We start from the raw sequence: 25,632 nt of genomic DNA, 5'->3' as shown, positions 1-25,632 counted from the left end.
CCGGGAGCCGGCGCAGGCGTTGGGCAAAGGTGGCCGGTTCCGTGGGGGCCGGTATCCCTCCACTCGGCGGACGACGGCCGTCCCCCGGGTGACAATGACGGGATGTTGGGCGAGATTCCACAGCAGACGAACTCCTTCGTGGGTCGTGCGCTTGACCTCCACCGAGTCGGCTCCGCGCTCGCGTCCCACCGGATGGTCACGCTCACCGGCATGGCGGGCGTGGGCAAGTCCCGGCTGGCCGTCGAGGCCGTGCTCCGCGACGCGCGGGCACCGCGGCCGCTCCCTTCGCGCACCGTGCGGTGGGTGGATCTGGGGCAGGTGTCCAGCGCGCACAACCTGCTGTCGGCCGTGGCCAGTGCCGCGGGCTTCGCCGACCACACCCACGGTGTCGCGCTCGACGCCCTCGTCGGCTGGCTCTCCGGCAAGCGCATGCTGCTGGTGCTCGACGCGTGCGAGCACCTCGTCTCCCCGTGCGCGCAGCTGTGCGCCCAACTCCTCGACGCTTGCCCGGGTCTGTCCTTCCTGGCCACGAGCCGCCAGGCCCTCACCGTTCCGGGCGAGGTCTGCCAGGAGGTCCCGCCGCTGCCGCACGACGAGGCCCGCGAGCTGTTCACCGACCGGGCCGTGACGGTGGCCCCGGCGCTGCGCACGCGTACACAGCAGCAGGACGAGCACGTGTCGACGATCTGCCGTCTGCTCGACGGCGTGCCGCTGGGCCTCGAACTGGCCGCGGTCCAGCTCATGTACGCCACGCTGGGCGGCCTCGCCGGGCAGCTCGGCACGGACCGCGATCTGCTCGCCGCTCCGACGTGGCCCTCCCGGCACCCGTCGCTGCGGCTGGCGATCGGCTGGAGCCATCAGCTGTGCGCGCCGCTGGAACGCCTCCTGTGGGCGCGCCTGTCGGTGTTCCCCGGGCACTTCGACCGGGCCGCCGCCCGTGGGGTGTGCGCGGAGGGCCCCCTGGCCGGGGTGGCTTTCGACGCGGCGCTGACGGGGCTCCTGGAGAAGTCGGTGGTGCGTGCGACGACGACCGGTCTCTTCCGACTGCCCCACGCGGTACGCGACTACGGGGAGATGTGGCTCGCCGAGCTGGAGGAGGGGGCGCCGAACGCGGCCCGGCACGCCGGGTACTTCCTCGACCTGGCCCGCTCCGCCGACGAGGGCTGGACCGGGCCGGGGCAGACCCTGTGGTACCGCAGGATCGCGGCCGCGCACCCCGACCTGTGCGCGGCCATGGACCACTTCGTACGCCACGAGCCCGGCCGCGCCCTGGAGCTCGCCGGACGGATCGGCTTCATCTGGTCGTGCTGCGGCCATCTGCGGGAGGCACGCGCGTACCTCGAAGAGGCCCTGCGGGCGAGCCCGAACCACAGCCTCGTACACGAGCGGGCCACCTGCGTCCTCGGCATCGTCGTCCTGCTGCAGGGCGATCACGACCAGGCCGAGCGGATCGGACGCCGCTGCGCGCGGGTCGCGAAACGCTCCGACGACCGGGAAGGCATGCTCGCGGCCGCCTATCTCCTCGGTATCACCCACCTGTTGCAGGGTGACGCCGCGCGGGCCGAGTCGGTCGTCGACGCGGTGCTCGGCGACAGCACCGAGCCGGTCTTCACCTCGGCGTTCTCCCTGCGCTGCCATCTGGTGAAGGTCTTCGCCCTGACCGGGCTCGGCCGGATGCCCGAGGCCATGAAGGCGGCGCTCGCCCTCCGCGCCCGGTGCGCGGCGCGCGGGGAGCGGTGGACCCGCGCCTACGCCAACTACCAGATCGCGCTCATCGCCCTGGCCACGGACATGCCGGACCTCGCGGTCGTGCACGCGCGCGCCATGCTCGACGGCATGCGCAGCCTCACCGACACGTTCGGCATCGCTCTGGGCCTGGACGTCCTCGCCGCGGCGGCCGCGAAGCGGGGCCAGGGCGAGACGGCCGCGCTGGTGTCCGGGGCGGCACAGACCTGCTGGGCGTCCGTGGGGCACGAGCAGCGGGGCACGCCCGAGCTGAGCGATCTGCGCAAGGTGTGCCAGCAGACGGCCAGGGCGTCCGTGGGAGACGACGCCTTCGAACGCGCCCTGCACCGCGGCGCCGCCGCGGAACTCGGCTCGGTCCTCACGCTGGTGATCGAGGAGAGCCCCATGGAGAGCACGTGAGCTTTGGGCCCACGGGCGGCGGCGGGTGCGAGCGAGCGGGTGTCAGCGGCGGCCGGCGGGTGTCCGGGCAGGTGAGCGGAACCTGTTGCCAAGGGACAGGCGGTTCGGCTTGCCAGGGAGCGGGCGGTTCGGTGTTGCCAGGTAACAGGCAGGTCAGCTAGGTTCACCCAGCCGCCGGTGTCGTCCACCGGCGCCGTCGACGAGGAGGTGTGGAGCATATGCGCAGGACTGCCCAGGAGTTGAGCTCGCGTACAGACCCTTGCCACCTCCTGACGACGGAGACACCTTGTCGCTTCGTATCACCCCACTGACCGACCCCGCCCACGACCCGCACGGGCAGCGTCTCGCATGGCTGGCGTCCGACGCCGACGCCAGTCCGGTCGGCTCGGCCTTCCTGCGTCTGTTCGCAGGCTCCGGACAGAGGCACCTGGCCGAACTGACCCTCCAGGTCCACCCCGCGGAGCGCCGCAAGAGCGTCGGCTCGCGGCTTCTCGACGCCGCCGTGGCCGCCGCCCGGGAAGACGCCCGGCGCTGCGTGGTCGCACAGTCCGAGGCCGGTTCGCCCGGTGACCGGTTCCTGGCCGTGCACGGCTTCCGCAAGGTCCTCACCCTGAGGTACGCGCGCCTGTCGTCGGCCGACGTGGACACCTCCGCCCTCGCCGAGATCGTCGACCGCCCGCGTCCCGGCTACCGGCTGGCCTCGTGGCAGGGAACCGTCCCCGACCACCTCGCCCCGACGTTCGCCGCGTCCCGCCGCGCCATGGACGACATGCCCATGGACGACACCGACCACGGCACCGTGGCCTGGGACGTGGACCGCGTACGGGCCGCGGCGAAGGCCGTCGAACAGCGCGGCGACCAGCTGCACACCGTCGTCGCCCTCGACACATCGGACGGTTCGATCGCCGGGTTCACGGAACTCGTCGTCCCCGGCGACGGCACCGGCGACGCCCAGCACTACGGCACCGGTGTCCTGCCCGAACACCGCGGACACGGCCTCGGCACCTGGATGAAGGCCGAGTCGATCCGACAGGCCCACAGCAACTACCCGCACCTCGGCGGCCTCTTGACCGACACCGCCGAGAGCAACACGTACATGCGGCACATCAACGACGGCTTCGGCTACACACCCACGCACACGACACACGAGCACCAGCTCGACCTGTAGCAGCGCAAGGACGGGCCGGGCGCGGACATCACCGTGCCCGGCCTGCGCCGTACGGGGTCACCGGGCGGCGTACGGGGGTCACCGGGCGGCGTACGGGGGTCACCGGGCGGTTCGAGCCGGCGGGTCGAGTCAGCGGGTCGAGCGGGCGGCCGGACGGTCACCCGGCCGCGAACATCGTTCCGCCACCAGCGCCGCAAGCCGGTCGAGCCCCTCCTCGATCTCGTCCTCGGTGACCAGGCTGACCGACAGCCGCAGTTGACGGTCTCCCCCGGCGCCGCTGTAGAAGTGGCACATCGGCGTCCACAGCACCCCGTACCGGCGGGCGGAGTGCTCCAGAAGGTCGTCGTCGACGGTGAACGGCACGGTCAGCACGACGAAGAAGCCGCCGGTCGGGGTGTTCCACTCGATCCCGACCGTGTGCGGCGCCCCGGCCCTGGACCGAAAGCGCCGGGCGAGACCGTCGAGGACCTGGTCGAGGTTGCGGGCGTACCGCTCCCGCGCGCGGGCGTTGGCGTCGGCCAGGTCGTAGCCGTGCTCGATGAGCTTTCCCCCGACGACGGCCTGGGCGATGGGAGAGGTGTTGACCGTGAGCATGCTCTTGATCTTCGACAGATGGGCGGCGAGCGGCGCGGTCCGGCCCGTCGCGGAATCCCTGACGGGCTGGTCGGCCACGGCGTATCCGACGCGGGCGCCCGGCAGGACCGTCTTGGCGAAGGAGCCGAGGTAGATCACCCTGCGCGCGCGGTCGAGAGCCTTGAGGGTCGGCAGTCGTTCCCGGTGGCCGTGGAAGAGGCCGTAGGGGTTGTCCTCCAGGAGGAGGATGTCGTGTTCGTCGGCGAGGGCGAGCAGGCGGTGACGGTCGTCCAGCCCGATGCCGGCACCGGACGGGTTGGCGAAGTCGGGCACGAGATAGCAGGCCCGCGGTCGCAACCCCGCGGCTCTGGCCCGGCGCACCTGCGCGACCAGGTCGTCGAGGTCGACCCCGGTCGCGGCGGTACCCGCGACGGGCCGTACCGGCAGGTCGAGGAGCCGGGCGGCGCCGGTGAGTCCCACGTACGCGGGTTCGACCGCGAGCAGGACGTCCCGCTCGTCGGTGCGCAGCGCACGCAGCACGAGGAAGAGGGCCTCCTGGAAGCCGACCGTCATCACCACGGTCGCGGGGTCCACGTCCATGCCCTCGTCGGCCGCGAGGTTCCGGGCGACCAGCTCCTGGATGATCCCGTTGGTGGGGCCGTACTGGCAGAGCGTGCGGTCCACCTGGGCCGTGGTGAGGCCGCGCTCCTCGGTGAGGTAGCGGCAGAAGGTGCGCAAGTGGCGGTGGATGTCCTCGGCGGCGAAGAAGTCCTCGCAGGGGCGGCCGGGGGCGAAGGAGATGGCGTCCGGGAAGCGGTGGGCCACCTCGTTCAGCAGGTTCATGGACGAGAGGACGGGGTCGGTCAGGGACGGGTGGAGGGTGTCGGTGGAGAGTTCGAAGGGGGTGTGGGGGTCGGTGGACGGTTCCGAGGGGGTGCGGGGTTCGGTGGACGGTTCCGAGGGGGTGCGGGGTTCGGTGGACGGTTCCAAGGGGGTGCGGGGGTGGTCGGGGTCGGGGCCCGGTCCCGCCCCCGAATCTTTCGGTGCGGCACTGCTCTGCATGGCGTCGCCTTCCTCACCGTTTCCGCCGGTGCGCAGTCGGCCGGCCGCCGCCGCGTCGGGGCAGCCCGTCAGGGTCAGCGCCTCGACGAACTCCGCCCGCAGCAGGTCCAGGACCAGAGCGGCACCGGCCTCCCCGTCGGCTGCCAGGCCCCACAGCAGCGGTCGTCCCACCAGTACGCCCGATGCCCCCGACGCGAGCGCCCTGAGGACATCCGTTCCGGTACGGATGCCGCTGTCCAGCCAAGCCTCGCAGCCGCTCCCCTCGTCCGCCAGGGCGTCGACGACGGGCGGCAGCGCGTCGATGCTCGCGGGCGCGCCGTCCAGCTGCCTGCCGCCGTGGTTCGACACCACGACGGCCCGGACGCCTTCCGCTGCCGCCGTCCGGGCGTCGTCGGGGTGCAGGACGCCCTTGAGTACCAGCGGCAGGGCGGTGCGGGCGCGCAGCCAGGCGATCTCCCGCCAGCCGATGGACCCGTCGACGACCGCGCCGGTGTGGGCGGCGACCGCCGACGCGTGAGGACGCCGGACGGACGCCTGCCCGCGCTCCTGGGGACTCAGGTGGGCCGCGGTCACTCCGGCGGGCAGGGCGAAACTGTGCTGCAGGTCGCGGGGCCGCCGTGCCATCACGGGTACGTCGACGGTGACCATCAGCGCCCGGCAACCGGCGTCCTCGGCGCGTCGGACCAGTTCGAGCAGGACACCGCGGTCGCGCAGCCAGTACAGCTGGAACCACAGGTCCGCGCCGACCCGGGCGATCTCCTCCACCGGGCAGCTGCTGAGCGTGGAGACGGTGTACGGCACACCGGCCGAGCGTGCGGCCGACACGAGGGCGAGTTCGCCGTGCGGGTGCACGAGGCGCTGGTAGGCCATGGGCGCGACTGCGACGGGCAGCGCCGAGCGCACGCCGAGGAACTTACCGGCGGGGTCGGGTGTGCCTGCCCCCGTGAGCATCCTCGGGTACAGGGTGACTCGGTCGAGGGCCGTGCGGTTCGCGGTGAGGGTGCGTTCGTCGCCGCTGCCGCCCGCGACGAAGTCATGGATGTCGGCGGGCAGCCGCGCCGCGGCGGACTGCTCGATCTCGGCGAGGGTCCGGGGCGGGTCCGTCCGCTCGCCCCCTACCCGGGCGGGCCCGCCGACACCGCAGCCGTCACCGTTGCCCGTGGTCACTCGCCCGTACCGATGACCGGCTGCCCCTCCGCCTGCTGGTGTTCCACCGCCTCGTACAGGGCCTTGATGTTGCCGCTGCCGAACGTCCGGGCACCTCGGCGCTCGATGAGTTCGAGGAAGAAGGTGCCGCGCGGGTGGACGGACCGCGTGAAGATCTGGAAGAGCTGGCCGTCGCTGTCCTCGTCGGCGAGTACGTCGCCTGCGCGGAGCTCGTCGACGGAGTGGCGCAGCGGTCGCATCCGTGCCGCGAGGCCGTCGTAGTACGCCCGGGGAGTGGACAGGAACCGCACCCCGGCGGCCCGCGTCGCGGAGACGGTGCGCACGATGTCGTCCGTGGCGAAGGCGATGTGCTGGACGCCGGAGCCGCGGTGCTCCTTCAGGTACGCGTCGATCTGTCCGGGCCTGCGGGAGGTGTCCGGCTCGATCAGGGTGAGGGTGGTGCCTCCGCACGCGCTGCGGACCACGGTGGAGTCCATGGCCTGGGAACCGACGACGACGCGCTCGCTGTAGACGGCCTGGAAGTCGAGGACGCGCTGGTAGAACTCGACGGTCGGTTCCAGGTGCCCCGGTTCGAGGCAGACTGCGATGTGGTCGATGGCGGTGAGCCCGGTGGTGGAGGCACCAGGATTTTTGTGGGTGGTCTCGCCGACGCCAGGCATCTCGGCGGTGCCAGAGATCCCGGCGCCCCGGGGACGCTCCACGAAGGTGTGCACGACATCGCCGAAGGCCATGATCGACGCCGTGGCGGCACCGTCCGCCGCCGACGTCGCCGCCGCCGACATGGCCGACGATGTCCCCGTCGGCATCGATGTCCCCGTCGGCGTCGATGTCCCCGTCGGCATCGACGTCGCCGTCGGCGCAGCCACCGGCCGTGCACCACGCCGGACCGCCTCCTCGAAGGCCTCGGTCGCGCTGCGGACCCGCAGCGCGATGCACCCGACTCCCTCGCCGTGCCGGTCGGTGTAGGCCGCCGCGGGGTGGTCCGACGCCGTGGCCTCGGTCAACACGAGGCAGATGTCATGGCTCCGCAGTCCCACGGAACGGCAGCCCCCTCCCCCGCCCGCAGCCCCGACCGACGCGTCCGGCCGGAAGCCGTACCCCCGCTCCAGCCACTTCTGCGACGCCCGCAGATCTGGGGTGAAGAGTTCTACGTGGTCGACGGCTGCGGGATCGAAGGGGGACGGGGGCGAAGAGGAGGATGAGGGGGCGGAGGAAGAGGGCAGGGCCATCGTCTATGTCTAGGACAGGGGGGCATGGGGCGCGAGTTGGCCCGGCCGGGAGGCCCCCTTCCGGGTGAGCGCGACGATCGGGCCACCGCTGCTTGGAGTGGCAGATCCGGACCTGACACGGCGGACCTGACACGGCGGGCCGGGCATGGGCAGACGGCAGACGGCAGACGGCAGACGGCAGACGGCAGACGGCAGACGGCAGACGGCAGACGGCAGAGGCTAGCGCTTCACCGCACGGCCTGTGCCCTCACGCCCCCTCCGCCCGCCCCGCAGCGACGGAACGCAAGCCTTGCCCCGCCGCCCAGACGCGCAGCGCCGTCTCGGCCGCCTCGCGGGACTGGGGGCCGTGGTCGATGTGGAGTTGCTGGAGGTGGCGAATGGCCGCGCCTATCGTCCGGCCTTCAGGGATGTCGAGCAAGGCGCTGATGTCCTTGCCGTTGAGGGGCACCGGGATGTCGGGCAGCCGCTCGTGGAGGGCGCGCTCGGCTGCGGCACGCTGCTCGGACTCCCGCTCGGCCTGATCACGTGCGTGCCACTCGTCGTAGTCGGCCGCGTCGGAGGCCTTCAGTGCGGCCCCGCGCCAGTCCTCCTCGTCCCGTCTTCGGCCGAGGCCCACTTCCACGAACAGATCGTGGTGGTCCGGCGCACCGGGGCCGGGCGGTGCCGCACCGAGTCGCGCGAGCGCCGCGTTGATGGGCCAGGACTCCCGCGGCTCACCGAAGTCCGAGGTGTGCACCGGGCCCCACTCCTGTACGCCGGCCCGCCACACCGCGGCGGTCTGCTCCCCGTCGCCGCCCCAGAAGTCCGCTGCCACATGGGCCACCTGTCCTGCCTGTGAGAGATCGCCAAGGATGCGCGGCAGGTCACCGCGGAGATCGGCGGAGAGTTGCAGGAGTCCCAGGCGTTGCCCGAGCGGGGCGACCACCGCCCCGGGTACGCCTTCGGCCCAGGACCGCAGGCGGTCGAATTCGCCTACGACGGCGTCAAGTTCGTACGACATCTGCGCACAGTAGCCGCGCCGACGTCTCAGTAGGGTGACGTCGCGTTGTCCTTGGCCCAGAGCTTCTCCGCGCCGGAGCCTGCCGGCGGCGGCACCAGCCCGTTGATCATCCAGAGGTCGTCGCTGGTCTCGTCGACGTGGAACTCCCAGTGCAGCCCCGCGTTCCGCTCCAGGTGGGGCTGGAGCATGCCCCGGATCCACTGGGCGGTCCTGCGGCGGCTCTCCTGGTCGGGGTTGTGGCGGGCGATGTGGTCGATGGTGATGCGGACCCCGGCCGGGGCGGGCTCCCCGCCGACGAAGAAGTCCTCGGGCCGGGTCTCGTGGAACAGCGTGACCACGTAGAACCGGGGCAGCCCGACCTCTTCGTAGTGGTCGGCGACACGCGCGGCGAGTTGGTGCTTATCCGCGTCCGTGAAGGTGCCGGGCGTGTGATGAACGGTCCACAAGGGCATGGCGGTTCGCAACTCCTCACAAGACAAGACAAGACAAGGCAGGGCAGGGCAGGGCGGGAGGGGGCAAGGTGCCGTCCATCTGAGTAACGGCATCATTAGGTAGAGGGAATCACGCCCAGCTGGGTAACGCAATCGTTAGTTACTATGGCGGGGTGGCGATGAACTTCGAGGAACGGCTGCGCGACCGGGACGCCTGGTCGGTCGGCGACGGATGCTCGGCCGCCCGGGTCCTCGACCTGCTCAGTACCAAGACGGTTTTCCTCGTGGTCCGCGAGTGCTTCTACGGCACCACCCGGTTCGAGGACTTCGTACAGCGGATCGGGGCCTCGGCGCCGGCGGTCTCGCGGGCGCTCAAGCAGCTCAAGGCCGCGGGGGTCGTCGTGCCCGCGCTCTACCGGGAGCCGGGCAGCCGGGCCCGCGACGAGTACCGGCTGACGGAGGCGGGCGAGGACCTGCTGCCGGTGTTCCTGTCACTCATGCGATGGGGCGACGAACATCTGCAGGACGGCCGCCCGCCGCTGGCGTTCACCGAGGCGGGTACCGGCCGTCCTGTACGGGTCCGCGTCACGGCCGACCCGGCACCCGAGACGGCGTCCGGCGACATCGAGATCCGCCTGCATCCCGCCTGGGAGCGGACGGGATCCGACTGACTCCGCTGACCCGACCGACTCGGCTGACCGGACCGACTCGGCTGACCCGACCGAGTCCGCTGACCCGACCGAGTCCGCTGACCTGACCGAGTCCGCTGATCCGAGTGATTCATCCGGCGGCCGGGCGCGAGCCACCGGCTCCGACCGACTCGGCTGATCCGAGTGATCCATCCGGCGGCCGGGCGCCGAGCCACCGGCGACGATGCCGGTACCCGCGCCGCTGCCGCTGCCGCTACCGGTCAGCCCACCGTCTCCCTGGGCTGGTCCGCCTCCGGAGCCTGGGGCATCGCCTCGGCCTCTCGGGCCACCGCCTCGGGCGTCCGGATCACCACCTGGGGTGCCGGCGCTGCCTCCCGGGGCTCCGGCGTCCCGGGCTCCGGGGCCTCTTCCGTGTCCCGCAGGCTCAGCGCCAGGTCGTTGGTCACGGTGAAGAACGGCTTCGCGCGGGTTTCGCCGCGCGTGCCGTGCTGCAGGAGCACGGCCGGGACGACGTCCGTCTTCTTGCGGTCGACGATGTCGCCGCCGATGCGGCCGATGGTCACCGGCGGGCTCGTGTGCCCCAGGTGGAGGCGCAGGTCCCACAGGTCGTGGCTGCTGTTGCGCAGGGCGAGCGCACGGGAGTAGGGCAGCGTGAAGGAGAACTCCCCGGCCCTCGCGGCGGATCGGGTGACGGGGAGCGTGAAGTCGTGGGGCTCCCCCTCGCGCGAGACGGCGATCACCGTGGCGCCGTCCATGGATTCGGGGGCGTCCGCCCCGAAGAGCCGGGCGGTGACGGTGGCGTGGTCGTCGCCGATGGCGATGTCGGTCACTTCGGCGTGTGCGGTGCGCTGCCAGACGCGCAGGGCCAGGAACCCGTCGGCCGTGGCGTAGGGAAGCCACGCCGACACCTCGCCGTCGAGGAGCAGCGGGTCACGGCCGACGCTGCGGGATCGTTCCGCCATGGCGCAGACGAGCCGCGCCCTCTTCCCGGCCGTGCCCTCGCCGACGACGTAGCAGTCCCAGCGGCCTTCCGACAACGCGTGCTCGGCCGGGTCGAGCGTGACGTGAACGTCGTACGGGCCGGAAGCGGCGGGCACGGGCGCCATCGGGACGCGAACGTGCCGCCCCTTGGGGTCGCGGCGCAGGCGGGCCAGGAAGTCGAGAGGGCCGGGCGGCAGGGTCGCCGGGTCGAGGCGGAGGGTGATGCCGCCGCCGGCGGTGGCCCTGGCGAAGACGACGGGGCGCACGACGGGCTCGGTGCCGGGGTCCGCCTCCTGCGCGGGCGACGGTTCGCTGTGCGCCTCGGGCCTGCTCGGCAGCGAGGCTTTCAGCCGGGTCCACAACGAGCCGAGGTTCCCTGCCTTCGGCGAGCGTCGGGGGGCCGGGCCGGAGAGTTCCTGGAACAGCGTCTCGTACCGCCGGGCGATGGCGGGCGGCGCGTAGGCCGCGGCCCGCTTGAGGGCCGCCGCGCCGAGGCGGGCACGCAGGGGCGCGTCGGCCATGAGGCGGTCGAGGGCCGCGGCGTACCCGTCCACGCCGGTGTCCAGGGGGACGAGGACCCCGTTGGTCTCGTCGAGTATTTCCGCGGGGCCGTGCGGGCAGTCCGTGGAGATCACGGGGACGCCGCAGTGCATGGCCTCCACGATGGTCATGCCGAAGGACTCCATGTCGGAGGAGACGGCGGCGAGGGAGCCCTTGGCCCACTCCGTCTCGATCGGGGAGACGGGGCCCATGAGGGAGATGCGGTTGTACAGGCCGAGTTCGTCGATCTGCCGGCGCAGTTTCGGCCGTTCGGGCCCGCGCCCGTAGAGGCGCAGCGTCCACGTGGGGTGGTTGTCCGCGACCTTCGCGAAGGCGCTGATCAGCCGGTCGTAGCGCTTGACGCCGGTGAGCCTGCCCGCGGCGACGATGACGTCCGAGCGCTGCTCGGAGGGTTCGACGGCGGGCTCGGGGACGCTGTTGGGGATGCACAGGATGCGGGCGGTGACGTCCGGCAGTGCCCGGCGGTACTGGGCGGCGTCGGCGTCGGACACGGTCACGAAGGCGTCGAGTCCCGCGATCGCCTTGTTCTGGTGTGCGCGCAGCGTGGCGTTGTGGGCGTCCAGGCTCAGGTGCTCCTGGCCGATGCGCAGATACCTGCTCTGGCCGTCGCGGGCGAGGTAGCCGTTGAGGTCGGGCCGGGTGGCGATCACCACTTCGGCGTCCGTGGCGCGCAGCCAGGCGCCGATGCGCTCGTCCTGGAGCGCCGAGTAGGGCAGGCGCGCGGAGTTCGCGGCGGCGCCGGTGTCCGGGAACATCGTGCACGGCTGCGCGGTGAGCGGGTGGTCGCCCTCGTAGGTGGGGCTGTCCCTGCGCATGTCGATGAGGGCGCTGAGCCGAACCCGCCCGTCGAAGGCGAGTTCGGGCTCGTCGTTCACCTGGTGCACGCTCACGACCTCGACGTCGTGCCGGTCGGCCAGAGCACGGGAGAGGTTGACGGTGGCGCGGATCGTCCCGCCTATGCCATAGGCGTTGTTGATCAGAAACGCGATCTTCATTGCTCTCTCCCCCACGCCGTCGCCCTGGTCGAGGGCGCGCGCTGTTCGCCCCGCGTGGGAGGTCGGCGCCACGCAGGGAAAGTCCTCATTCGGTTGTTCGCAACGTGCTGCGACCGGTTGTTCGCAAGGTGCTGCGACGCGGCCATGCGTCGCCGTATTCGGCCCGGCTTGATTCACCTTGAATCTATTCGCCACGGGGCGACGCACACGTAAAGAGGTTTCGCTGAGCGATTCCGCCCGAGCACGCCCGTCAGGACAGCAGTGAGCCCCCACTTCTCCTACTGCGCTTCCAGTACGCGAACGCGACCATTCAAATCCACAAAGTGTTCACATGTCCAGCAGGGCATTGAGGTCATATGGGATTCACTTGGACATCAAGGTTAAAACGGAGGGGGCGCTAGGCGCCGCGATCCAGACAGCCGGGTGGCGGAGCCGTGAAGATGTGGAGGGCTCGATTCGGCCTGCATGCCATACGTCACGAGCGCACATCAAGTTGCGAATGACCGCGAATGGCTGTGCATGGTTGCGCGTGACGGAGCGCATGATGGAGCGCATGTCGGAGCGCGTGACTTTACCCAACAAGCTTGCTTAATTTCCTGCACTCGACGCAAAGCAGAAGCTGTTTCAGGCCGAAAGCAGAGACTGCTTCAGACCGGAAAACGACCGCCGGCCTCTACCGGCCGTCGGCGGGAACAGCCCCTCGGGGGCCCGGGGCAGCGCCGGCGACCTCCCAGGCCGCCTCGATCATGTGGAAGATCTCGTCCACTGCGGCCTCCGGGTCGTCCGCCTCTCGGGCCACCGAGTAGGCGTCGATCACAAATCTCGCGAGCGCACGGGCGGCGGTCGCGGTCTGCGAAAGGCCGGGGTCTGCGGCGATGGCGGCCGCCAGCGACTCCGCGTGACGCAGCCTCATGGAGTCCTCGTACTCACGCAGGGCGGGGGAAGCGTCGATCATGCGCCAGATCGGTGCGGCGCCGCTCCCCGTGCAGTGCCGCACCAGGGCGTGGGTCTCGCGGCGCAACCCGGGGAGGAGCGGCTCGCCCGGGGCCCGGCCGGTGACCGCTCCCGTGAGGCGCCGCTCGAAGTCCTGATCCTGTTCGAAGACCAAGGCCTCCTTTGCGGCGAAGTGGGAGAAGACCGTGGTCACAGCCACGTCGGCCTCATTGGCCACATCGCGGATGCCCACCGCGTCGTACCCGTGCTCCAGGAAGAGCCGCAGCGCGGTGTCGGCGATCTTCTGACGGGTCGCGGCCTTCTTTCGCTCCCGGCGCCCCGGCGGCATGGTCATGCTCTGACGCTACCAGGCGCAAAGCCGCAACGGCTGCTGAAGCGTAACCGCTAGCCCTATCCCCGGCCGGGCGCCAGTCGCGGCCGACCGATCACTATCAAGGCCAATACTGAACTCGTTGTTAAACCCTAACCGTTAGTGTTACGTTCCTCGGCATGAAGAAAGTGAGCTTCGCCGAGTTCGGCGGCCCCGAAGTCCTGCACCTCATAGACACCGAGAAGCCCCGCACGGGCCCGGGTCGGATACGTGTCGCCGTACGGGCGGCGGGAGTGAACCCCGTCGACTGGAGGGTCCGCGAAGGCCAGGTCCTGTCCGCGCATCCCACGCAGCTGCCCGCCGGAGTCGGGATCGACGCCGCCGGAGTGGTGGACGAGGTCGGCGAGGGCGTCGACGACGTCAAGGTCGGCGACCACGTCTTCGGCGAGGGCGCGAGCACCTACGCCGAGTTCGCCGTCCTGTCGGCCTGGGCCCGCATGCCCGAGGGCCTCACGTTCGCAGAGGCCGCCGGGTACCCCTCCGTGGTGGAGACCGCGCTGCGCGTCATCCGCGAGGTCGGCGTACGGACCGGGCAGACACTGCTGGTCAGCGGCGCGTCCGGCGGCGTGGGATCGGCGGTGCTGCAGATCGCCCGCGTGCGCGGCATCAAGGTGATCGGTACGGCCGGGGCCGCGAACCAGGACTATCTGCGGAGCCTGGGTGCCCTCGCGACGACGTACGGGGACGGCTGGGTCGAGCGGGTCCGGCAGCTCGGCCGTGTCGACGCCGCTCTCGACCTCGCGGGATCGGGTGTGATCCGCGAGCTGGTCGAGCTGACCGGGGACGCGCAGCGGGTGATCTCCATAGCCGATCTCGGGGCGCCGGACCTCGGCGTCCGGTTCTCCGGCGTCGCCGGAAGCGTGCCCGACGCCCTCGCCGAGGCCGCCGACCTCATCTCGCGGGGCGAGCTCCACATCCCGGTCGAGAAGTCGTACACGCTCACCGAGGCCGCCGCCGCGCACGCCGACAGCCAGGCCGGTCATACGCGGGGGCGCCGGGTCATCGTCGTCTGAGACGTTTCCGTTGCCGGTGGGGGGAGCCGCTTTGGCGCGGCGGCTGGATGCTCAGCCTCGGGGGCGAGCCGGGCCAGCCGGGCGCGCCGCTCCGGTGGAGCGGGACGCGCAACTTCGGTACGAGCGACACTCACACGACACGTGCCGGTTCGAGCGCGTCGAGGTCGCACACGTACCGGCCGCCGTGCCGAAGTCCAACTCGGCGGCGCACGCGCCGATCCCGTCCGGGCCCGCCGTCCCCCACTCGGTGGGGGCTGTCTACTTCCTTTTGGTGACGGCGATCCCGGGCACGTGAAGACACATGATCTTCGTCGTCGACCGTTGAGGAGCGGAATGACCGTACCCGCGCGCCCGGTGCACGGCAGGGACCGTGATCGGCGCTTCGATCTGCGCACGACCGCCCTGTTCTTCGTTCTTGTGGCCATCGCCCTGTCCGGCACGGTGTTTCTGGTGCGTGCCGTGGCACACATGGCCGAGAGCAGCCCGCTGTGGGTGGGCTCCCTCGTCGTCGTGGGTGTGGGCGCCACCTGCCTGGGCCGGTCCAGGTGGCGCCGCTTCTCCGCGGCGAGGTGTGCGCGTCGTGCGGCGGAGGTCCTGGAGGAGGCGGCCGAGCGGGCTGCCGCGAGCCTCGACACCGTGGCGGACGACCGCACCGTGCTCGACGGCACCGCAGTCGACGGCGATTGGCTCGACGGCTACGGACCCGACAGCCACGATGTCGACAGCGGCGATGTCGACAGCGGCGATATCGACACCCACGGCGTCGACAGCGACGGCTTCGAGCGGGCCGTAGCCGACCTCTGTGTGCGTGACGCGTGCCAGGAGGTGGAAGTCGTGGGCGGTGCGGGGGACTTGGGCGCCGATGTCCTCGCGGTGGCCCCCGACGGGCGCCGGATCGTCATCCAGTGCAAGCTTTACGGCGAGGACAACAAGGTCGGCTCACAGGATCTGCAGCGCTTCGGCGGCACGTGTTTCACCGTTCATGGAGCCGACGTCGCGGCTCTCGTGACGACGAGCGACTTCACCGCCCCCGCTCTCGCATACGCGCAGACCTGCGGCATCGTCTGTATCGACGGCACGGAGTTGCAGGCGTGGAGCGACGGTACCGGACCGAGCCCGTGGGAGCTGGTGGCCACGGAGCCCGACGCGAGCGGTGAGAACCACTACGGGAGCGGTGAAGTCGGCGACTGGAGCTGAAGCCCGCGTCGAGCCGGATGCTTACGGGCAGTAGAACCGCAGGGAGGAAAGCCTGTCGTTGTTGTACGAGGCGGGGGCACCGTAGCCGTAGTCACCCTTCAGGCCCCAGTGCCACGACGCTGCGACGTCCAGGATGGAGGGGTGCAGCTCCCCGTTGGGGTCGTCCCAGAACTCCACCTGGCACTGCGAGTTGTTGATCCAGGAGGACACCTGGTTGTCGGCCGGTTCCTTGTTCAGGAAGTGGGTGTTCGTGAGTCTCTGTATCTTGGAGTTCCCGCCCGCCGCCGGTGGGGTGACGATCACCTTCGAGCCCGTTCCGCCTCCGTTCTGGTAGAGGCAGAGTGCCCATTCCGGGCAGCCGCTGTAGGGCGCGTTGTCGGCGGACGCGGGTGCCGCCGAGAAGAGCAGGGCCGCCCCGGCAAGGGCACTCGCGGTGGCGGCGGCGGTCAGCTTGAACGATTTCAGCTTCATGGATTTCTCTCTTCCTGGTGCTACGTGTGACTTGCAGGCACATGTTAGCAGTAGATACGTGTGCACATGTGTGCCCGCAGGTACCACTACAACCCCAGGTCGAGCGCCAGGCACGAGTAGTACTTCCATGAGCCTTCGGTGGTGTACGAGCCGTGCTCTCCGCTGCTGCGACCGGCCTCCACCTCCTCGGACATGTCCTCGAAGCGGATGCGCTCGGGAAGCGCGCCGTACCGCTCGTACCGCGCCGCCGCAGCGGCATCGTTGCTGAGTTCCTTACGCATGTCCGGTCTCCACTTCTTCGTCGCTCATGAGGAAGGTGACTTCATGAGCTCATCGCCCGCAAGAGTGCCTTCGTCGCTCATGAAGGTCGCCTTCGCCGGCTGGTACCGGGTGCTCCCGCCAAGCCCTGGCCGAGCCCTCGCCGAGCCCTCATCGCCACTGGTGACGGATATCAGCGTGCCTCTGCCATCCATCACCTGTCAAGACGGTGATGCATCGCATCCGCCTCCACGATCGCCTCGGTGAAGGCCCCGGGCTGCTCCTGGGGCAGGTTGTGCCCGGCGCGCGGGACGAGGTGGTGCGTCCAGGGGCCCGTGAAGTGCTCGGCGTGCCCGCTTCCGTCGGTCGGCGGGACGACGCCGTCGGCCTGCCCGTCGAGCGTGACCGCGGGAACCGTGATCTTCGGCTGGGCGAGGAGCCTCCGCTCCAGTTCCGCGTATCTGCGGTCACCGGGGGCGGCACCCATCCGGTGCCGGTAGCTGTGCAGCACCACGTCGACGTAGTCCGGGTTGGCCCACAGCGCCGCCGCCTCCGCGAACTCGGCCTCGGTGAACCGCCACTCGGGCGAGTTGCGGCGCCAGACGACGCGGGCCAGGCCCTCCCTGTCCCGCTGGAGCCCCTTCCGCCCGCGCTCGGTCAGGAAGTAGAAGAAGTACCAGCAGCCCTCCTCCACCGCGGGGGCGAGCGGCCCCTGGCTGACGGCGAGGTTCTGGATGAGGTAGCCGTTGACGGAGACGAGGCCCGTGCAGCGCTCCGGCCACAGCGCGGCGGCGACGCCTCCGGCCCGCCCGCCCCAGTCGTACCCGGCGAACAGGGCCCGGGGAACACGCAGGGCATCCATGAACGCGACCAGGTCCACGCCGAGTGCCGCCTGTTGACCGGACCGGAAGGTGTCCGCTCGCAGAAAGCGGGTCCGCCCGTGACCTCGCAGGTAGGGGATGTAGCAGCGGTAGCCGCGCAGGGCGAGGGCAGAGGCCACCTCCCGGTAGGAGCCGACGGGACTGAAGGGCCAGCCGTGCAGGAGGATCACCGGTTTGCCGCGGGTCGGCCCGACGTCGTGGTAGGCGATGTCGAGTATGTCGGTACGGGTTCTGCGCACCGGGCCGAGTGCATACCCCGACGGTTCGGGCCCCGAGCGCTCCGGCCCTGCGCGTTCGGGCCCCGAGCGCTCCGGCCCCGAAGGTTCGGGCCTCGCGGCCGAGGTCTCGATCGTCACTGCCGCTCCCGCCGTCGCAGCCGTCTTGGCCCGGGTCAGTTTCCGCCTGTCGAGCATGTCGCGTCCTCGCGTTCTCGCGTTCTCGCGCCCTCGGTTCGATCCGGGGCGTGCGCGCATCGCACTCACCCACAGAGGGCGTCACCACACTAACAGGTTACGACGACTCGACAAGTGACATCCCACAGCCATGCGAGACACACCTTGAGGCACCAACCAGCCACACGTACGTGTGACTTGTTTTCTCCTCGCCGACATATGGTTGAACATGTAAAGATCCGCACACCTGTCCAGCTCTCGGGCCGGTCGCACCGGTGCTCCACCGGTGACTCCCACACACGAAAGAGTGGTTGCATGTTCACCTCCAGGACGAGGCTCCGCGGCGCCTCCGCTGCCGCCGCCATGACAGTGGCTCTGATCGGCCTCGGGGCCGGAGCGGCAAACGCCGCCGACTGGCCTCCTCTGCGGGAGGGCGCCCACCTCTACTCGGGCACCCATGGGACGGGAACGGTGTCGACAGCCGACCTGAACGACTTCGGCACATGTCACACCCTGTCCGTGCCGGCCCGCTCCGTGCAGGTCGTCTCCGGCTCCGCGTCCGTGGTCCTGTACCCGGGGCGCGGCTGCACCGGCGCCTCCGCGTGGGCCTCCGGTTCCCTCGCTCAGTCCGACCTTCCCTGGGCCGCGCTGAGCTACCGCGTGGTGCCGGCATAACGAGCGTTCGGGTGTGCCCGGCACGGACACCCTGCGGCCGCGTCCGGCACACCTCGGCGGCGGGCGGGGGAACGAGTGTGCCTGCCCGCCGTCGGCGCACCCCTCACGATCGATCCGCCGTCCGCCACTGCCCCGTACGAGGGCTCACACCGTGATGGTCTTGTACTCCGTGTAGGTGCCGAGGCCGACCGCGCCGTACTCGCGGCCGATCCCGCTGGCCTTGACCCCGCCGAAGGGACCGTCGAATCCGACCGGGGCGCCGTTGACCGTGACGGTGCCGGTGCGGATGCGGCGGGCGACCGCCAGAGCACGCTCCTCGTCGGCGGACCAGACGCCTCCGGAGAGGCCGTACTCGGAGTCGTTGGCGATGCGGACGGCGTCGTCCTCCTCGTCGTAGGCGATGACGACCAGGACCGGGCCGAAGATCTCCTCCTGCGCGACGCGCATGGAGTTGTCGACGTCGGCGAAGACCGTGGGGGTGACGTAGTTGCCCTTCTCCAGGCCTGCCGGGACGTGCGGGCCGCCGGTGACCAGCCGGGCACCTTCCTCGATGCCGAGCCGGATGTAGTCGCGCACGCGCTGCTGCTGGTCGGGCCGGATCATCGGGCCGATGAACGTGTCGCGGTCGTTCGGGTCGCCGACCCGCAACGACTCCACCAGGTCCTTCAGCGCGTCGACGACCTCCTCGTAGCGGCTGCGCGGTGCCAGGATCCGGGTCTGGGCGATGCACGACTCCCCGTTGTTGAGCAGTGATCCGAACTTCACGCCCGCCACGGCCTTCTCGATGTCGGCGTCGGGGAGGAGGACCGCGGCGGACTTGCCGCCGAGCTCCAGGCTGACCCGCTTGAGCTGCTCGCCCGCGATCGAGGCGATGCGGCGGCCCGCCCGCGTCGAGCCGGTGAAGGCGATCTTGTCGACCCCCGCGTGCGACACCAGGTACTCGCTGGTCGCACGGTCCGCGGGCAGGACACTGACCACACCCTCGGGCAGACCCACCCGCTCCAGGAGCCCGGCCAGGAAGCCCATGCTCAACGAGTTCTCCGGAGACACCTTGAGGACCACCGAGTTGCCCGCGACCAGGGCGGGGATGAGTTTCGACGTGGCCGAGGAGAACGGTGAGTTCCACGGGATCACGGCGGCCACGACACCGATCGCCTCGCGGCGCACCACACTGCGCACCGGGGACGCCGCGTCGGAGGGTGCGAGGGTCTCCTCCCAGCCGAAGTCCTCCGCCGCCCTCAGATAGGCGTTCGCCTGCCGGGTCAGACCGGACTGTCCCGCGTGGGTGAACCAGCCCGCCGAACCGTTCTCCAGCGAGATCAGGCGGGCGATCTCCTGCGCGCTCTCCTCCCGCAGCGCGTTGAACCGCCGCAAGGCGGCGATCCGGTCCGCGGGCGGGGTCAGCCGCCATGTGCCCGCTTCGAAGGCCTCCCGAGCCGCGGACAACGCCCGGTCGATGTCCGCCGGTTGCGCCTGGGCCGCGCGGCCCACCACCGACCGGTCGTGCGGTGAGGCGATGTCGAGCAGCTCCGGGTCGCTCGGCTCGACCCAGGAACCCCCGATGAAGAGGTGCCCGTAGGTGATCATGCCTGTTCCCTCTTTCTTCTTTCCGCAGGTGCCGGTTCCCTCGACATATCGTTCTTCGCTAACTGTCTCAGCAATGTAGCATTTATTTGTTTTACTACCACATAAAACTGGCCGAACGATCGGAGGTGCGTCACCTGCTTGACCGGTGACTGACGGTGTGCGAGAGTCCTCGCGCCGGCACCGCACCGCTTCGCACTGCCGCACACGTATGACGGAGGTCTCAGATGATCAACAGGCGTACTTTCAGCAAGGCCCTGGGCTTGAGCACCGGCGCCGCTGCCGTCTCCCTGCCCGGCCCGCACGCCCAGGCGTCCGCCGCGACCGCGACCGCCAGCCCCCGGCCTGGCGGCAGCACCACTCCCCCGGTGCCCGTCACCACCCCGGGCACGCACACGCATTTCCCCAGGATGAAACAGGTCAAGGCGGGCGTCCTCGACGTCGGTTACGCCGAGGCCGGTCCGGCGCACGGGCCCGTCGTCCTGTGTCTGCACGGCTGGCCGTACGACATCCACAGCTACGTCGACGTCGCCCCGCTCCTCGCCCGCCAGGGCTACCGCGTGATCGTCCCCTTCCTGCGCGGACACGGCGGCACCCGCTTCCTCTCCGGGCGCACCCCACGTACCGCCGAACAGTCGGCCGTCGCGCTCGACATCCTCGCCCTGATGGACGCTCTCAAGATCCAGCGGGCGGTCCTCGCCGGCTTCGACTGGGGTTCGCGCACCGCCGACATCATCGCCGCCCTGTGGCCCGAACGCGTCAAGGCCCTCGTCTCGACCGGCGGTTACCTCATCACCGACGTCAAGGCGCAGTCGGAGCCCGCAGCCGCGGCCGTCGAGCACAACTGGTGGTACCAGTGGTACTTCGCCACCGAGCGCGGCAAGAAGGCCATGGAGGACGTGGAAAAGCGGATCGCCCTGTGCCGCCACGTGTGGACACTCGTCTCCCCCACCTGGGACTTCGACGACGCCACGTTCGAACGCACCGCCCGGTCCTTCCGCAACCCGGACTACGCCGCCATCGTCCTCCACAACTACCGCTGGCGCATCGGCCTCATCAAGGGCGAACCCCGCTACGACCGGTACGAGAAGCAGCTCGCCGCGCGGCCACCCATTCACGTACCCACCGTCACCCTCGACGCGGCCCTCGACCCCTTCACGCTGCCCGGCGACGGCTCGGCCTACCGCGACCACTTCACAGGCCCCTACGAGCACCGCACCCTCGCGGATGTCGGCCACAACCTGCCGCAGGAGGCACCCACGGCCTTCGCCCAGGCGGTCGTCGACGCCGACCACCTGTGAGCACCGGCCTCGGCCGCTGAACAACACCTGTCACGAAGGTGTGCCACATGTGCTACTTGTGTTCACACTCTTGTGGCGCTAGAAGCGTCAGGCTCCACATTCCACGGCTAGACTCGGTGCGGTGAGAGCCGACGCAGCACGCAACCTGGAAACGGTCCTGGCCACCGGAGCCCGCATGCTCGCCACCGACCCGGGAGCCAGCATCGCGAGCATCGCTGCCGAGGCGGGGGTGGATCGGCGCACCGTCTACCGGCGCTTCGCCTCCCGCGACGAACTCCTCGCCGCCATCTACGAAGCCCGCCTCACCGCCATCGAAGCGGCCATCGAGGACGCCCGGCTGCGCGAAGCACCCGTCGCCGTCGCCCTGCACCGCTACGTCGAGAACATCATCACCGTCAACCGGACCTGGCCCGTCGACCTCACCCGCATGCTCACCGACGACGCCGTCCGCAGGCGCAGGGACACATCCGTCCAGGAAGTCGACCGCTTCCTGCGACGGGCCACCGACGAGGGTCTCCTGCGCCACGACCAGCCCGAGGGCTGGGCGAACGCGCTCCTGCCCCAGCTCATGCACCTGGTGTCGCGCCGACTGCCGGAGCTGAGCCCCGGTCAGGCGGCGGACCTCGTCGTCGACACCCTGCTCCGGGGCCTCGGGGTGTCCTGACACACCTGCTTCGGCAGCTGAAGATCTTGAAGAGTTTCACACCGCTGCCGGTAAGGGCCGGTTCAGCGCAGGAGGATGTGGGGGCGATGGAGTCGATCGACGCGAGGATCGTCGGCCGTGAACGCGAGTTGGAGGAGCTGTCGCGCTTCGTCACGGCCGCGGGGGGCCGGGCCCTGGTCCTCCGGGGCGACACGGGTGTGGGCAAGAGCGCCCTCCTCGACCACGTCGTCGACCTCTCCGCCGCCGAGCAGCACCGGGTGGTCAGGGCAGCCGGGGTCGAGGCCGAGTCGGGGCTGCCGTTCGCAGGCCTGCACCAGTTCCTGTATCCGCTGCTGCCGTCCATCGAGCGCCTCGACGACCAGCACCGGAGGGCCTTCGACGTCGTGTTCGGCAGGGGCGAGGGCTCGCCTCCCTCGGTCATGGCTCTCGGCATCGCCGTCCTCGACCTGCTCTCCCTCGTCGCGTCGCAGCAGCCGCTCCTGCTGGCGCTCGACGACGGCCAGTGGTTCGACACCGCAAGCATCGAGGTGTGCGGGTTCGTGGGGCGACGGCTCACCGGCAGCTCCGTCAGGCTCGTCGTCGGGCTGCGCTCCGACGTGCCCTCCGGATTCGACACGGCCGCGCTGCCCCGACTCGACGTGTGCACACTGTCGGAGGCGGCCGCCGCACACCTCCTGGATCTGCGCAACCCCGGACTCGACCCCCGGACCCGCCGTCTGATCCTCGACGAGGCGCAGGGAAACCCGCTGGCTCTGCTGGAGCTGCCCCCACATGTGCTGCGCGGCGGCCGGGCGGTGGGCGAGCGGGAGGCCCTGCCCGGATACACCGGCATCCCCCTGCCGCTGCGTCTTCAGGACGTGTACGGCGCCCGGGTCGCGGCGCTCGACGACGCCGTCCGCGCGGAACTCCTGCGGGGCGCCCTCGACGGCGTCGGAGCGGGCACGGCGACCGGGCACGGCCCCGGCACGCGCTACCGCATGCGGGACGCCGACGAGGCCGCGGCGGCCGGTCTGCTGGACATCGATCCGCTCACCGGGGACTTCGTCTTCCGGCACCCCCTGGTGCGGTCGACGGTCGTCCAGAAGGCGACCCCCAACCAGCGGCGCGCGGCACACGCCGCCCTCGCGCACGTGCACCGCGAGGACGTGGAGCGGCGCGCCATGCACCTGGCGGCTTCGACCATCGACCCCGACGAGCAGGTCGCGGCCGCCCTGGAGGCGGCCGCCGACTCGGCCACCCTGCGAGGCGGCTCGCTGGCCGCCGTGTCCTGGCTGACCCGCGCGGCGGAGCTGAGCGAGAGCCACGAGGCGCGGTCCCGAAGGCTGGGCAGCGCCGCGTTCGTCGCCGGTCACGCCGGACTCCTGTACCGGGCGCGGGAACTGGTCCGTTCCGACACCGCGCCGGGCACGGACGAATCCCCGGCCGCGGTGGTCGCCTCGGCCTACGTCGCGCTCTACGAGGACGGCGACGTGCGGTCCTCGCAGCGCCACGTCCTGGCCGCGATCGAGAACCTCCGCGACCAAGGTGTGCGGCAGCCGGACGAGGTGCTCACACGTCTGGTCAACCTGCTCCTGGCCGTCAACCAGTACGCGAGCGACGAGGCTTCGTGGCAGCGGGCACACGAACTCCTGGGCTCCCTGGGTGACCTGGTGCCCCCGAACTCCCGCATATACGAGGACGCCTGGGGCGACGTGGTACGGCGCGGCACCGGCGTGCACGAGCGGCTGAAGGGCGCCCTCGCCGACCTCCACCGGCTCGAACCCTGGGAGATCACCCGGCTGTGCGTCGCCGCCTACCACGTGGACACCCTCGGCCCCCACCGGCCGCAGCTGCAGCGCATCGTCGACCGCGAGGTGGAGACCGGAGCCGTCGCGTCGGGCATGACCATGCTGCACCTGATCATGCTCGACCAGATGGCGACCGGCGACTGGGACGAGGCCGAACGGACCGGGCGGCGCAGCCTGGACCTGACGACGTCGCACGACCACGCGCTGTTCGCCCACCACACCCGCGCCTACCTCGGTCTGCTCGCCGCGATGCGCGGCGACACCGAACAGGCACGGGAACTCCAAGTCACCGTCGACGCCTGGGCCCGCCCGCGCGGCGTCGGCTTCCTCACCCAGATCGCCGACGCCATCGGCACCACCGCCGCGCTCACCGACGGCGACTACGAAGCCGCCTACCTCCATGCCATCGGCATCACACCTCCCGGCACCTTCACCCCGTACGCCCACCAGGCCCCCCGCACCCTCCTCGACCTCGTCGAAGCCGCTCTGCACACCGGCCGCACCGACCAGGCGCGCCGGCACGCCCTCGCCGCACACCGCGCCGGGCTCCCCGCCGTCTCGCCCCGGCTCGCCCTCGTCACGTACGGCGCCCTCGCCATGACCGCCACCGACCCCGGCGAGGCCGACGACATGTACCAGCGCGCCGTGTCCCACCCCGCCGCCGCGGATTTCCCCTTCGAACTCGCCCGGATCCACCTCGCCCACGGCATCCGGCCGCGTCACACCCAGGGTCGTAAGGCCGCACACCTTTCCCTGACACTCGCCGCCGAGACCTTCGAACGGCTCGCCACACCCGCCTGGGCCGAACGGGCCCGAGCCGAGCTCCGCGCCACCGGTGCCCCCGCGCGCACCTCCACAGCGCGCCTCGCCACCCTGACGTGGCAGGAACACCGGATCGCCGATCTCGCCGCGGGCGGTCTCACCAACAAGGAGATCGGCGCACGCATGCATCTCTCGCCGCGCACCGTCAGCTCCCACCTCTACCGGGTCTTCCCCAAACTCGGCATCACCTCCCGCGCCGCCCTGCGCGACGCCCTCGGCACGCTGCCCGACGACCGGGGCGTGTGACGTCGGCCGAGCGCGCTCACACCTTCACGGACCGGGCGCGGACACCCCGCTCGTGCAACCAGCCGAGCACGTGGTCGGCGACCTGGCGCCAGCCGCTGTCGATGACGAGCGAGTGGGCGCGGTCCGCGAACTGCTTCAGGTCGGTCACCGCCGCGGTGTCGCCGTACAGCTTGTACACCGCGCGCGTGACCGAGTCCGGGACGAGCCTGTCCTCCTGTCCCGAGACGAGCAGGAGCGGGCCGCGGGCCGTGTTCCCGGCGTCCGCAGTGGCGCGCGGGCTGCGGTCCGCGCCGCCGCACCCCAGGTCGGTGAGCACACGTACGGGGACCGGTACCGCGTAGCGCTCGTGGAGCCGGCGGGACTCCTCCGCCGCGACCGTGTTCGCGAAGACCTGACGGAACTGCTCCGGGTGCAGGGACACCGGCTCCGCGGCCGGACCGGGCCGGGCGCGGAGCCGGAGCCGGGCGGGAGGCGCGGGCAGCGGGACGTCGTTGACCGGGGCGGGGGCGATGGCCACCGCGGCGCGGCCGACGCCTGAGGTGATGAGGTGCTGGGCGATGAGCCCGCCGACGGAGTGGCCGACGAGCACCGGCGCGGTGTCGAAGGAGCGCACAATGCCGGCGTAGTGGTCGGTGAGCGCGTCCAGACCGACACGGCCGAGGGCACCCGGTGCCTCGCGCGTGTCCCGGGCGGTGGCGGACTCCCCCGGCCACCCGGGAGTGACGGCACGGTACCCCCGGCTCGTGAAGCGCTCCGCCCACCGCTCCCAGGACCGCGCGTGCATCCACGCGCCTTGGATGAACACGACGGGAGTACGTTCCACGGCTGGCTCCTCCGAGCATGACGACCATCCGGCACCGGCACGGCGGTGACCTGCTTCAGCATCGTTCAAGCCCGGTCCGGGGGCGACAGTCGAATGACTCAACGTGCCCGGCCCGCCGCACGGCCCGGATTCCGCCACGCCGACGGAATCTCGACCGTCAACTTACCTATGTACGCCGCGCCGCCGGGGTCGAGAGTAGGTCGAGCCAACCTCCCCCACAGCGAAGGATCCC

21 protein-coding genes and 1 pseudogene are annotated in these 25,632 nt (G+C 71.1%); 10 read left to right on the top strand and 12 right to left on the bottom strand.

The features are described 5' to 3' along the window. Positions 1-138 precede the first annotated feature (138 nt). Positions 139-2,145, top strand: coding sequence for an ATP-binding protein (locus GPA10_RS11775; protein WP_343040689.1), 2,007 nt, complete (start codon positions 139-141; stop codon positions 2,143-2,145). 286 nt (positions 2,146-2,431) lie between these two features. Continuing rightward, entirely contained in the window at positions 2,432-3,313 is an 882-nt protein-coding gene (locus GPA10_RS11770; RefSeq protein ID WP_157165443.1) for a GNAT family N-acetyltransferase, read from the top strand. Positions 3,314-3,442: 129 nt separating this feature from the next. Here the strand turns inward: GPA10_RS11770 and GPA10_RS43655 are convergent, their stop codons facing one another. Next, a complete protein-coding gene (locus tag GPA10_RS43655) occupies positions 3,443-6,115 on the bottom strand; it encodes an aminotransferase class I/II-fold pyridoxal phosphate-dependent enzyme (protein WP_343040688.1) in 2,673 nt (890 codons plus the stop codon). After that, the gene (locus GPA10_RS43650; protein ID WP_343040709.1) at positions 6,112-6,846 is read right to left on the bottom strand and encodes a VOC family protein; all 735 of its coding nucleotides are present in this window, start codon (positions 6,844-6,846) and stop codon (positions 6,112-6,114) included. Before GPA10_RS43650 ends, GPA10_RS43655 begins: the two co-directional genes overlap by 4 nt. A 10-nt stretch (positions 6,847-6,856) precedes the next feature. Here GPA10_RS43650 and GPA10_RS43645 point away from each other — a divergent pair, with 10 nt between their 5' ends. Next, the gene (locus GPA10_RS43645) at positions 6,857-7,081 is read left to right on the top strand and encodes a hypothetical protein (RefSeq protein WP_343040712.1); all 225 of its coding nucleotides are present in this window, start codon (positions 6,857-6,859) and stop codon (positions 7,079-7,081) included. Here the strand turns inward: GPA10_RS43645 and GPA10_RS43640 are convergent. The 3 genes and pseudogenes from GPA10_RS43640 to GPA10_RS11745 all read right to left on the bottom strand — a co-directional run. Next, positions 7,018-7,344, bottom strand: a pseudogene (locus tag GPA10_RS43640) (VOC family protein); the annotation flags it as partial. The gene GPA10_RS43645 and the pseudogene GPA10_RS43640 overlap by 64 nt on opposite strands. Positions 7,345-7,591: 247 nt before the next feature. Beyond that, on the bottom strand, positions 7,592-8,344 hold the full coding sequence (locus GPA10_RS11750; RefSeq protein WP_157165441.1) for a hypothetical protein: 753 nt from the start codon (positions 8,342-8,344) through the stop codon (positions 7,592-7,594). Between the two features lie 26 nt (positions 8,345-8,370). Beyond that, the gene (locus tag GPA10_RS11745; protein WP_157165440.1) at positions 8,371-8,796 is read right to left on the bottom strand and encodes a tautomerase family protein; all 426 of its coding nucleotides are present in this window, start codon (positions 8,794-8,796) and stop codon (positions 8,371-8,373) included. A 158-nt stretch (positions 8,797-8,954) separates the two neighbouring features. Between GPA10_RS11745 and GPA10_RS11740 the strand changes: the two genes are divergently transcribed. Beyond that, positions 8,955-9,446 carry a winged helix-turn-helix transcriptional regulator gene (locus GPA10_RS11740; protein WP_058846834.1) on the top strand — a complete coding sequence of 164 codons (492 nt, stop codon included), beginning with the start codon at positions 8,955-8,957 and terminating at the stop codon, positions 9,444-9,446. Between the two features lie 239 nt (positions 9,447-9,685). Here the strand turns inward: GPA10_RS11740 and GPA10_RS11735 are convergent, their stop codons facing one another. Then, positions 9,686-11,962 carry a glycosyltransferase gene (locus GPA10_RS11735; RefSeq protein WP_157165439.1) on the bottom strand — a complete coding sequence of 759 codons (2,277 nt, stop codon included), beginning with the start codon at positions 11,960-11,962 and terminating at the stop codon, positions 9,686-9,688. 673 nt (positions 11,963-12,635) lie between these two features. Further along, the gene (locus GPA10_RS11730) at positions 12,636-13,250 is read right to left on the bottom strand and encodes a TetR/AcrR family transcriptional regulator (RefSeq protein WP_157165438.1); all 615 of its coding nucleotides are present in this window, start codon (positions 13,248-13,250) and stop codon (positions 12,636-12,638) included. A gap of 155 nt (positions 13,251-13,405) precedes the next feature. On the opposite strand from GPA10_RS11730, the gene GPA10_RS11725 reads away from it, so the two are divergent. Then, complete coding sequence (locus GPA10_RS11725) at positions 13,406-14,299, top strand: NADP-dependent oxidoreductase (protein ID WP_157165437.1); 894 nt, start codon at positions 13,406-13,408, stop codon at positions 14,297-14,299. A gap of 333 nt (positions 14,300-14,632) precedes the next feature. After that, positions 14,633-15,496, top strand: coding sequence for a restriction endonuclease (locus tag GPA10_RS11720; protein WP_157165436.1), 864 nt, complete (start codon positions 14,633-14,635; stop codon positions 15,494-15,496). Positions 15,497-15,517: 21 nt separating this feature from the next. Here GPA10_RS11720 and GPA10_RS11715 read toward each other — a convergent pair whose 3' ends face one another. The 3 genes from GPA10_RS11715 to GPA10_RS11705 form a co-directional block, all read right to left on the bottom strand. Beyond that, positions 15,518-15,967 carry a peptidase inhibitor family I36 protein gene (locus GPA10_RS11715; protein ID WP_058846837.1) on the bottom strand — a complete coding sequence of 150 codons (450 nt, stop codon included), beginning with the start codon at positions 15,965-15,967 and terminating at the stop codon, positions 15,518-15,520. A gap of 86 nt (positions 15,968-16,053) precedes the next feature. After that, positions 16,054-16,248, bottom strand: coding sequence for a hypothetical protein (locus GPA10_RS11710; protein WP_157165435.1), 195 nt, complete (start codon positions 16,246-16,248; stop codon positions 16,054-16,056). Between the two features lie 191 nt (positions 16,249-16,439). Further along, positions 16,440-17,345 carry an alpha/beta fold hydrolase gene (locus tag GPA10_RS11705; protein WP_343040686.1) on the bottom strand — a complete coding sequence of 302 codons (906 nt, stop codon included), beginning with the start codon at positions 17,343-17,345 and terminating at the stop codon, positions 16,440-16,442. A gap of 468 nt (positions 17,346-17,813) precedes the next feature. On the opposite strand from GPA10_RS11705, the gene GPA10_RS11700 reads away from it, so the two are divergent. Next, entirely contained in the window at positions 17,814-18,173 is a 360-nt protein-coding gene (locus GPA10_RS11700; protein WP_157165433.1) for a hypothetical protein, read from the top strand. Positions 18,174-18,317: 144 nt separating this feature from the next. Here GPA10_RS11700 and GPA10_RS11695 read toward each other — a convergent pair whose 3' ends face one another. Further along, a complete protein-coding gene (locus GPA10_RS11695; RefSeq protein ID WP_157165432.1) occupies positions 18,318-19,760 on the bottom strand; it encodes an aldehyde dehydrogenase in 1,443 nt (480 codons plus the stop codon). A gap of 224 nt (positions 19,761-19,984) precedes the next feature. Here GPA10_RS11695 and GPA10_RS11690 point away from each other — a divergent pair, with 224 nt between their 5' ends. The 3 genes from GPA10_RS11690 (at position 19,985) to GPA10_RS11680 (ending at position 24,577) form a co-directional block, all read left to right on the top strand. Next, a complete protein-coding gene (locus GPA10_RS11690; protein WP_157165431.1) occupies positions 19,985-21,058 on the top strand; it encodes an alpha/beta fold hydrolase in 1,074 nt (357 codons plus the stop codon). A 175-nt stretch (positions 21,059-21,233) separates the two neighbouring features. After that, on the top strand, positions 21,234-21,722 hold the full coding sequence (locus GPA10_RS11685; RefSeq protein ID WP_157165548.1) for a TetR/AcrR family transcriptional regulator: 489 nt from the start codon (positions 21,234-21,236) through the stop codon (positions 21,720-21,722). Between the two features lie 86 nt (positions 21,723-21,808). Next, positions 21,809-24,577 carry a helix-turn-helix transcriptional regulator gene (locus GPA10_RS11680; protein ID WP_157165430.1) on the top strand — a complete coding sequence of 923 codons (2,769 nt, stop codon included), beginning with the start codon at positions 21,809-21,811 and terminating at the stop codon, positions 24,575-24,577. Positions 24,578-24,593: 16 nt separating this feature from the next. On the opposite strand, the gene GPA10_RS11675 is transcribed toward GPA10_RS11680, so the two are convergent. Then, on the bottom strand, positions 24,594-25,400 hold the full coding sequence (locus GPA10_RS11675) for an alpha/beta hydrolase (RefSeq protein ID WP_058846845.1): 807 nt from the start codon (positions 25,398-25,400) through the stop codon (positions 24,594-24,596). Between the last annotated feature and the right edge of the window lie 232 nt (positions 25,401-25,632).

It is taken from the genome of Streptomyces typhae (assembly GCF_009755605.1).
Classification (GTDB): domain Bacteria; phylum Actinomycetota; class Actinomycetes; order Streptomycetales; family Streptomycetaceae; genus Streptomyces; species Streptomyces typhae.
Note: the sequence above shows the minus strand (reverse complement) of the source record. Positions and strands in the feature narration are given on the sequence as shown.

Excerpts from the sequence above, each read along its gene's own strand:
- GPA10_RS43650 (WP_343040709.1), bottom strand. The coding sequence starts at position 6,846 with ATGGCCTTCGGCGATGTCGTGCACACCTTCGTGGAGCGTCCCCGGGGC.
- GPA10_RS11750 (WP_157165441.1), bottom strand. The coding sequence starts at position 8,344 with ATGTCGTACGAACTTGACGCCGTCGTAGGCGAATTCGACCGCCTGCGG.
- GPA10_RS11745 (WP_157165440.1), bottom strand. The coding sequence starts at position 8,796 with ATGCCCTTGTGGACCGTTCATCACACGCCCGGCACCTTCACGGACGCG.
- GPA10_RS11740 (WP_058846834.1), top strand. The coding sequence starts at position 8,955 with ATGAACTTCGAGGAACGGCTGCGCGACCGGGACGCCTGGTCGGTCGGC.
- GPA10_RS11735 (WP_157165439.1), bottom strand. The coding sequence starts at position 11,962 with ATGAAGATCGCGTTTCTGATCAACAACGCCTATGGCATAGGCGGGACG.
- GPA10_RS11730 (WP_157165438.1), bottom strand. The coding sequence starts at position 13,250 with ATGACCATGCCGCCGGGGCGCCGGGAGCGAAAGAAGGCCGCGACCCGT.
- GPA10_RS11725 (WP_157165437.1), top strand. The coding sequence starts at position 13,406 with ATGAAGAAAGTGAGCTTCGCCGAGTTCGGCGGCCCCGAAGTCCTGCAC.
- GPA10_RS11720 (WP_157165436.1), top strand. The coding sequence starts at position 14,633 with ATGACCGTACCCGCGCGCCCGGTGCACGGCAGGGACCGTGATCGGCGC.
- GPA10_RS11715 (WP_058846837.1), bottom strand. The coding sequence starts at position 15,967 with ATGAAGCTGAAATCGTTCAAGCTGACCGCCGCCGCCACCGCGAGTGCC.
- GPA10_RS11710 (WP_157165435.1), bottom strand. The coding sequence starts at position 16,248 with ATGCGTAAGGAACTCAGCAACGATGCCGCTGCGGCGGCGCGGTACGAG.
- GPA10_RS11700 (WP_157165433.1), top strand. The coding sequence starts at position 17,814 with ATGTTCACCTCCAGGACGAGGCTCCGCGGCGCCTCCGCTGCCGCCGCC.
- GPA10_RS11695 (WP_157165432.1), bottom strand. The coding sequence starts at position 19,760 with ATGATCACCTACGGGCACCTCTTCATCGGGGGTTCCTGGGTCGAGCCG.
- GPA10_RS11690 (WP_157165431.1), top strand. The coding sequence starts at position 19,985 with ATGATCAACAGGCGTACTTTCAGCAAGGCCCTGGGCTTGAGCACCGGC.
- GPA10_RS11685 (WP_157165548.1), top strand. The coding sequence starts at position 21,234 with ATGCTCGCCACCGACCCGGGAGCCAGCATCGCGAGCATCGCTGCCGAG.
- GPA10_RS11680 (WP_157165430.1), top strand. The coding sequence starts at position 21,809 with ATGGAGTCGATCGACGCGAGGATCGTCGGCCGTGAACGCGAGTTGGAG.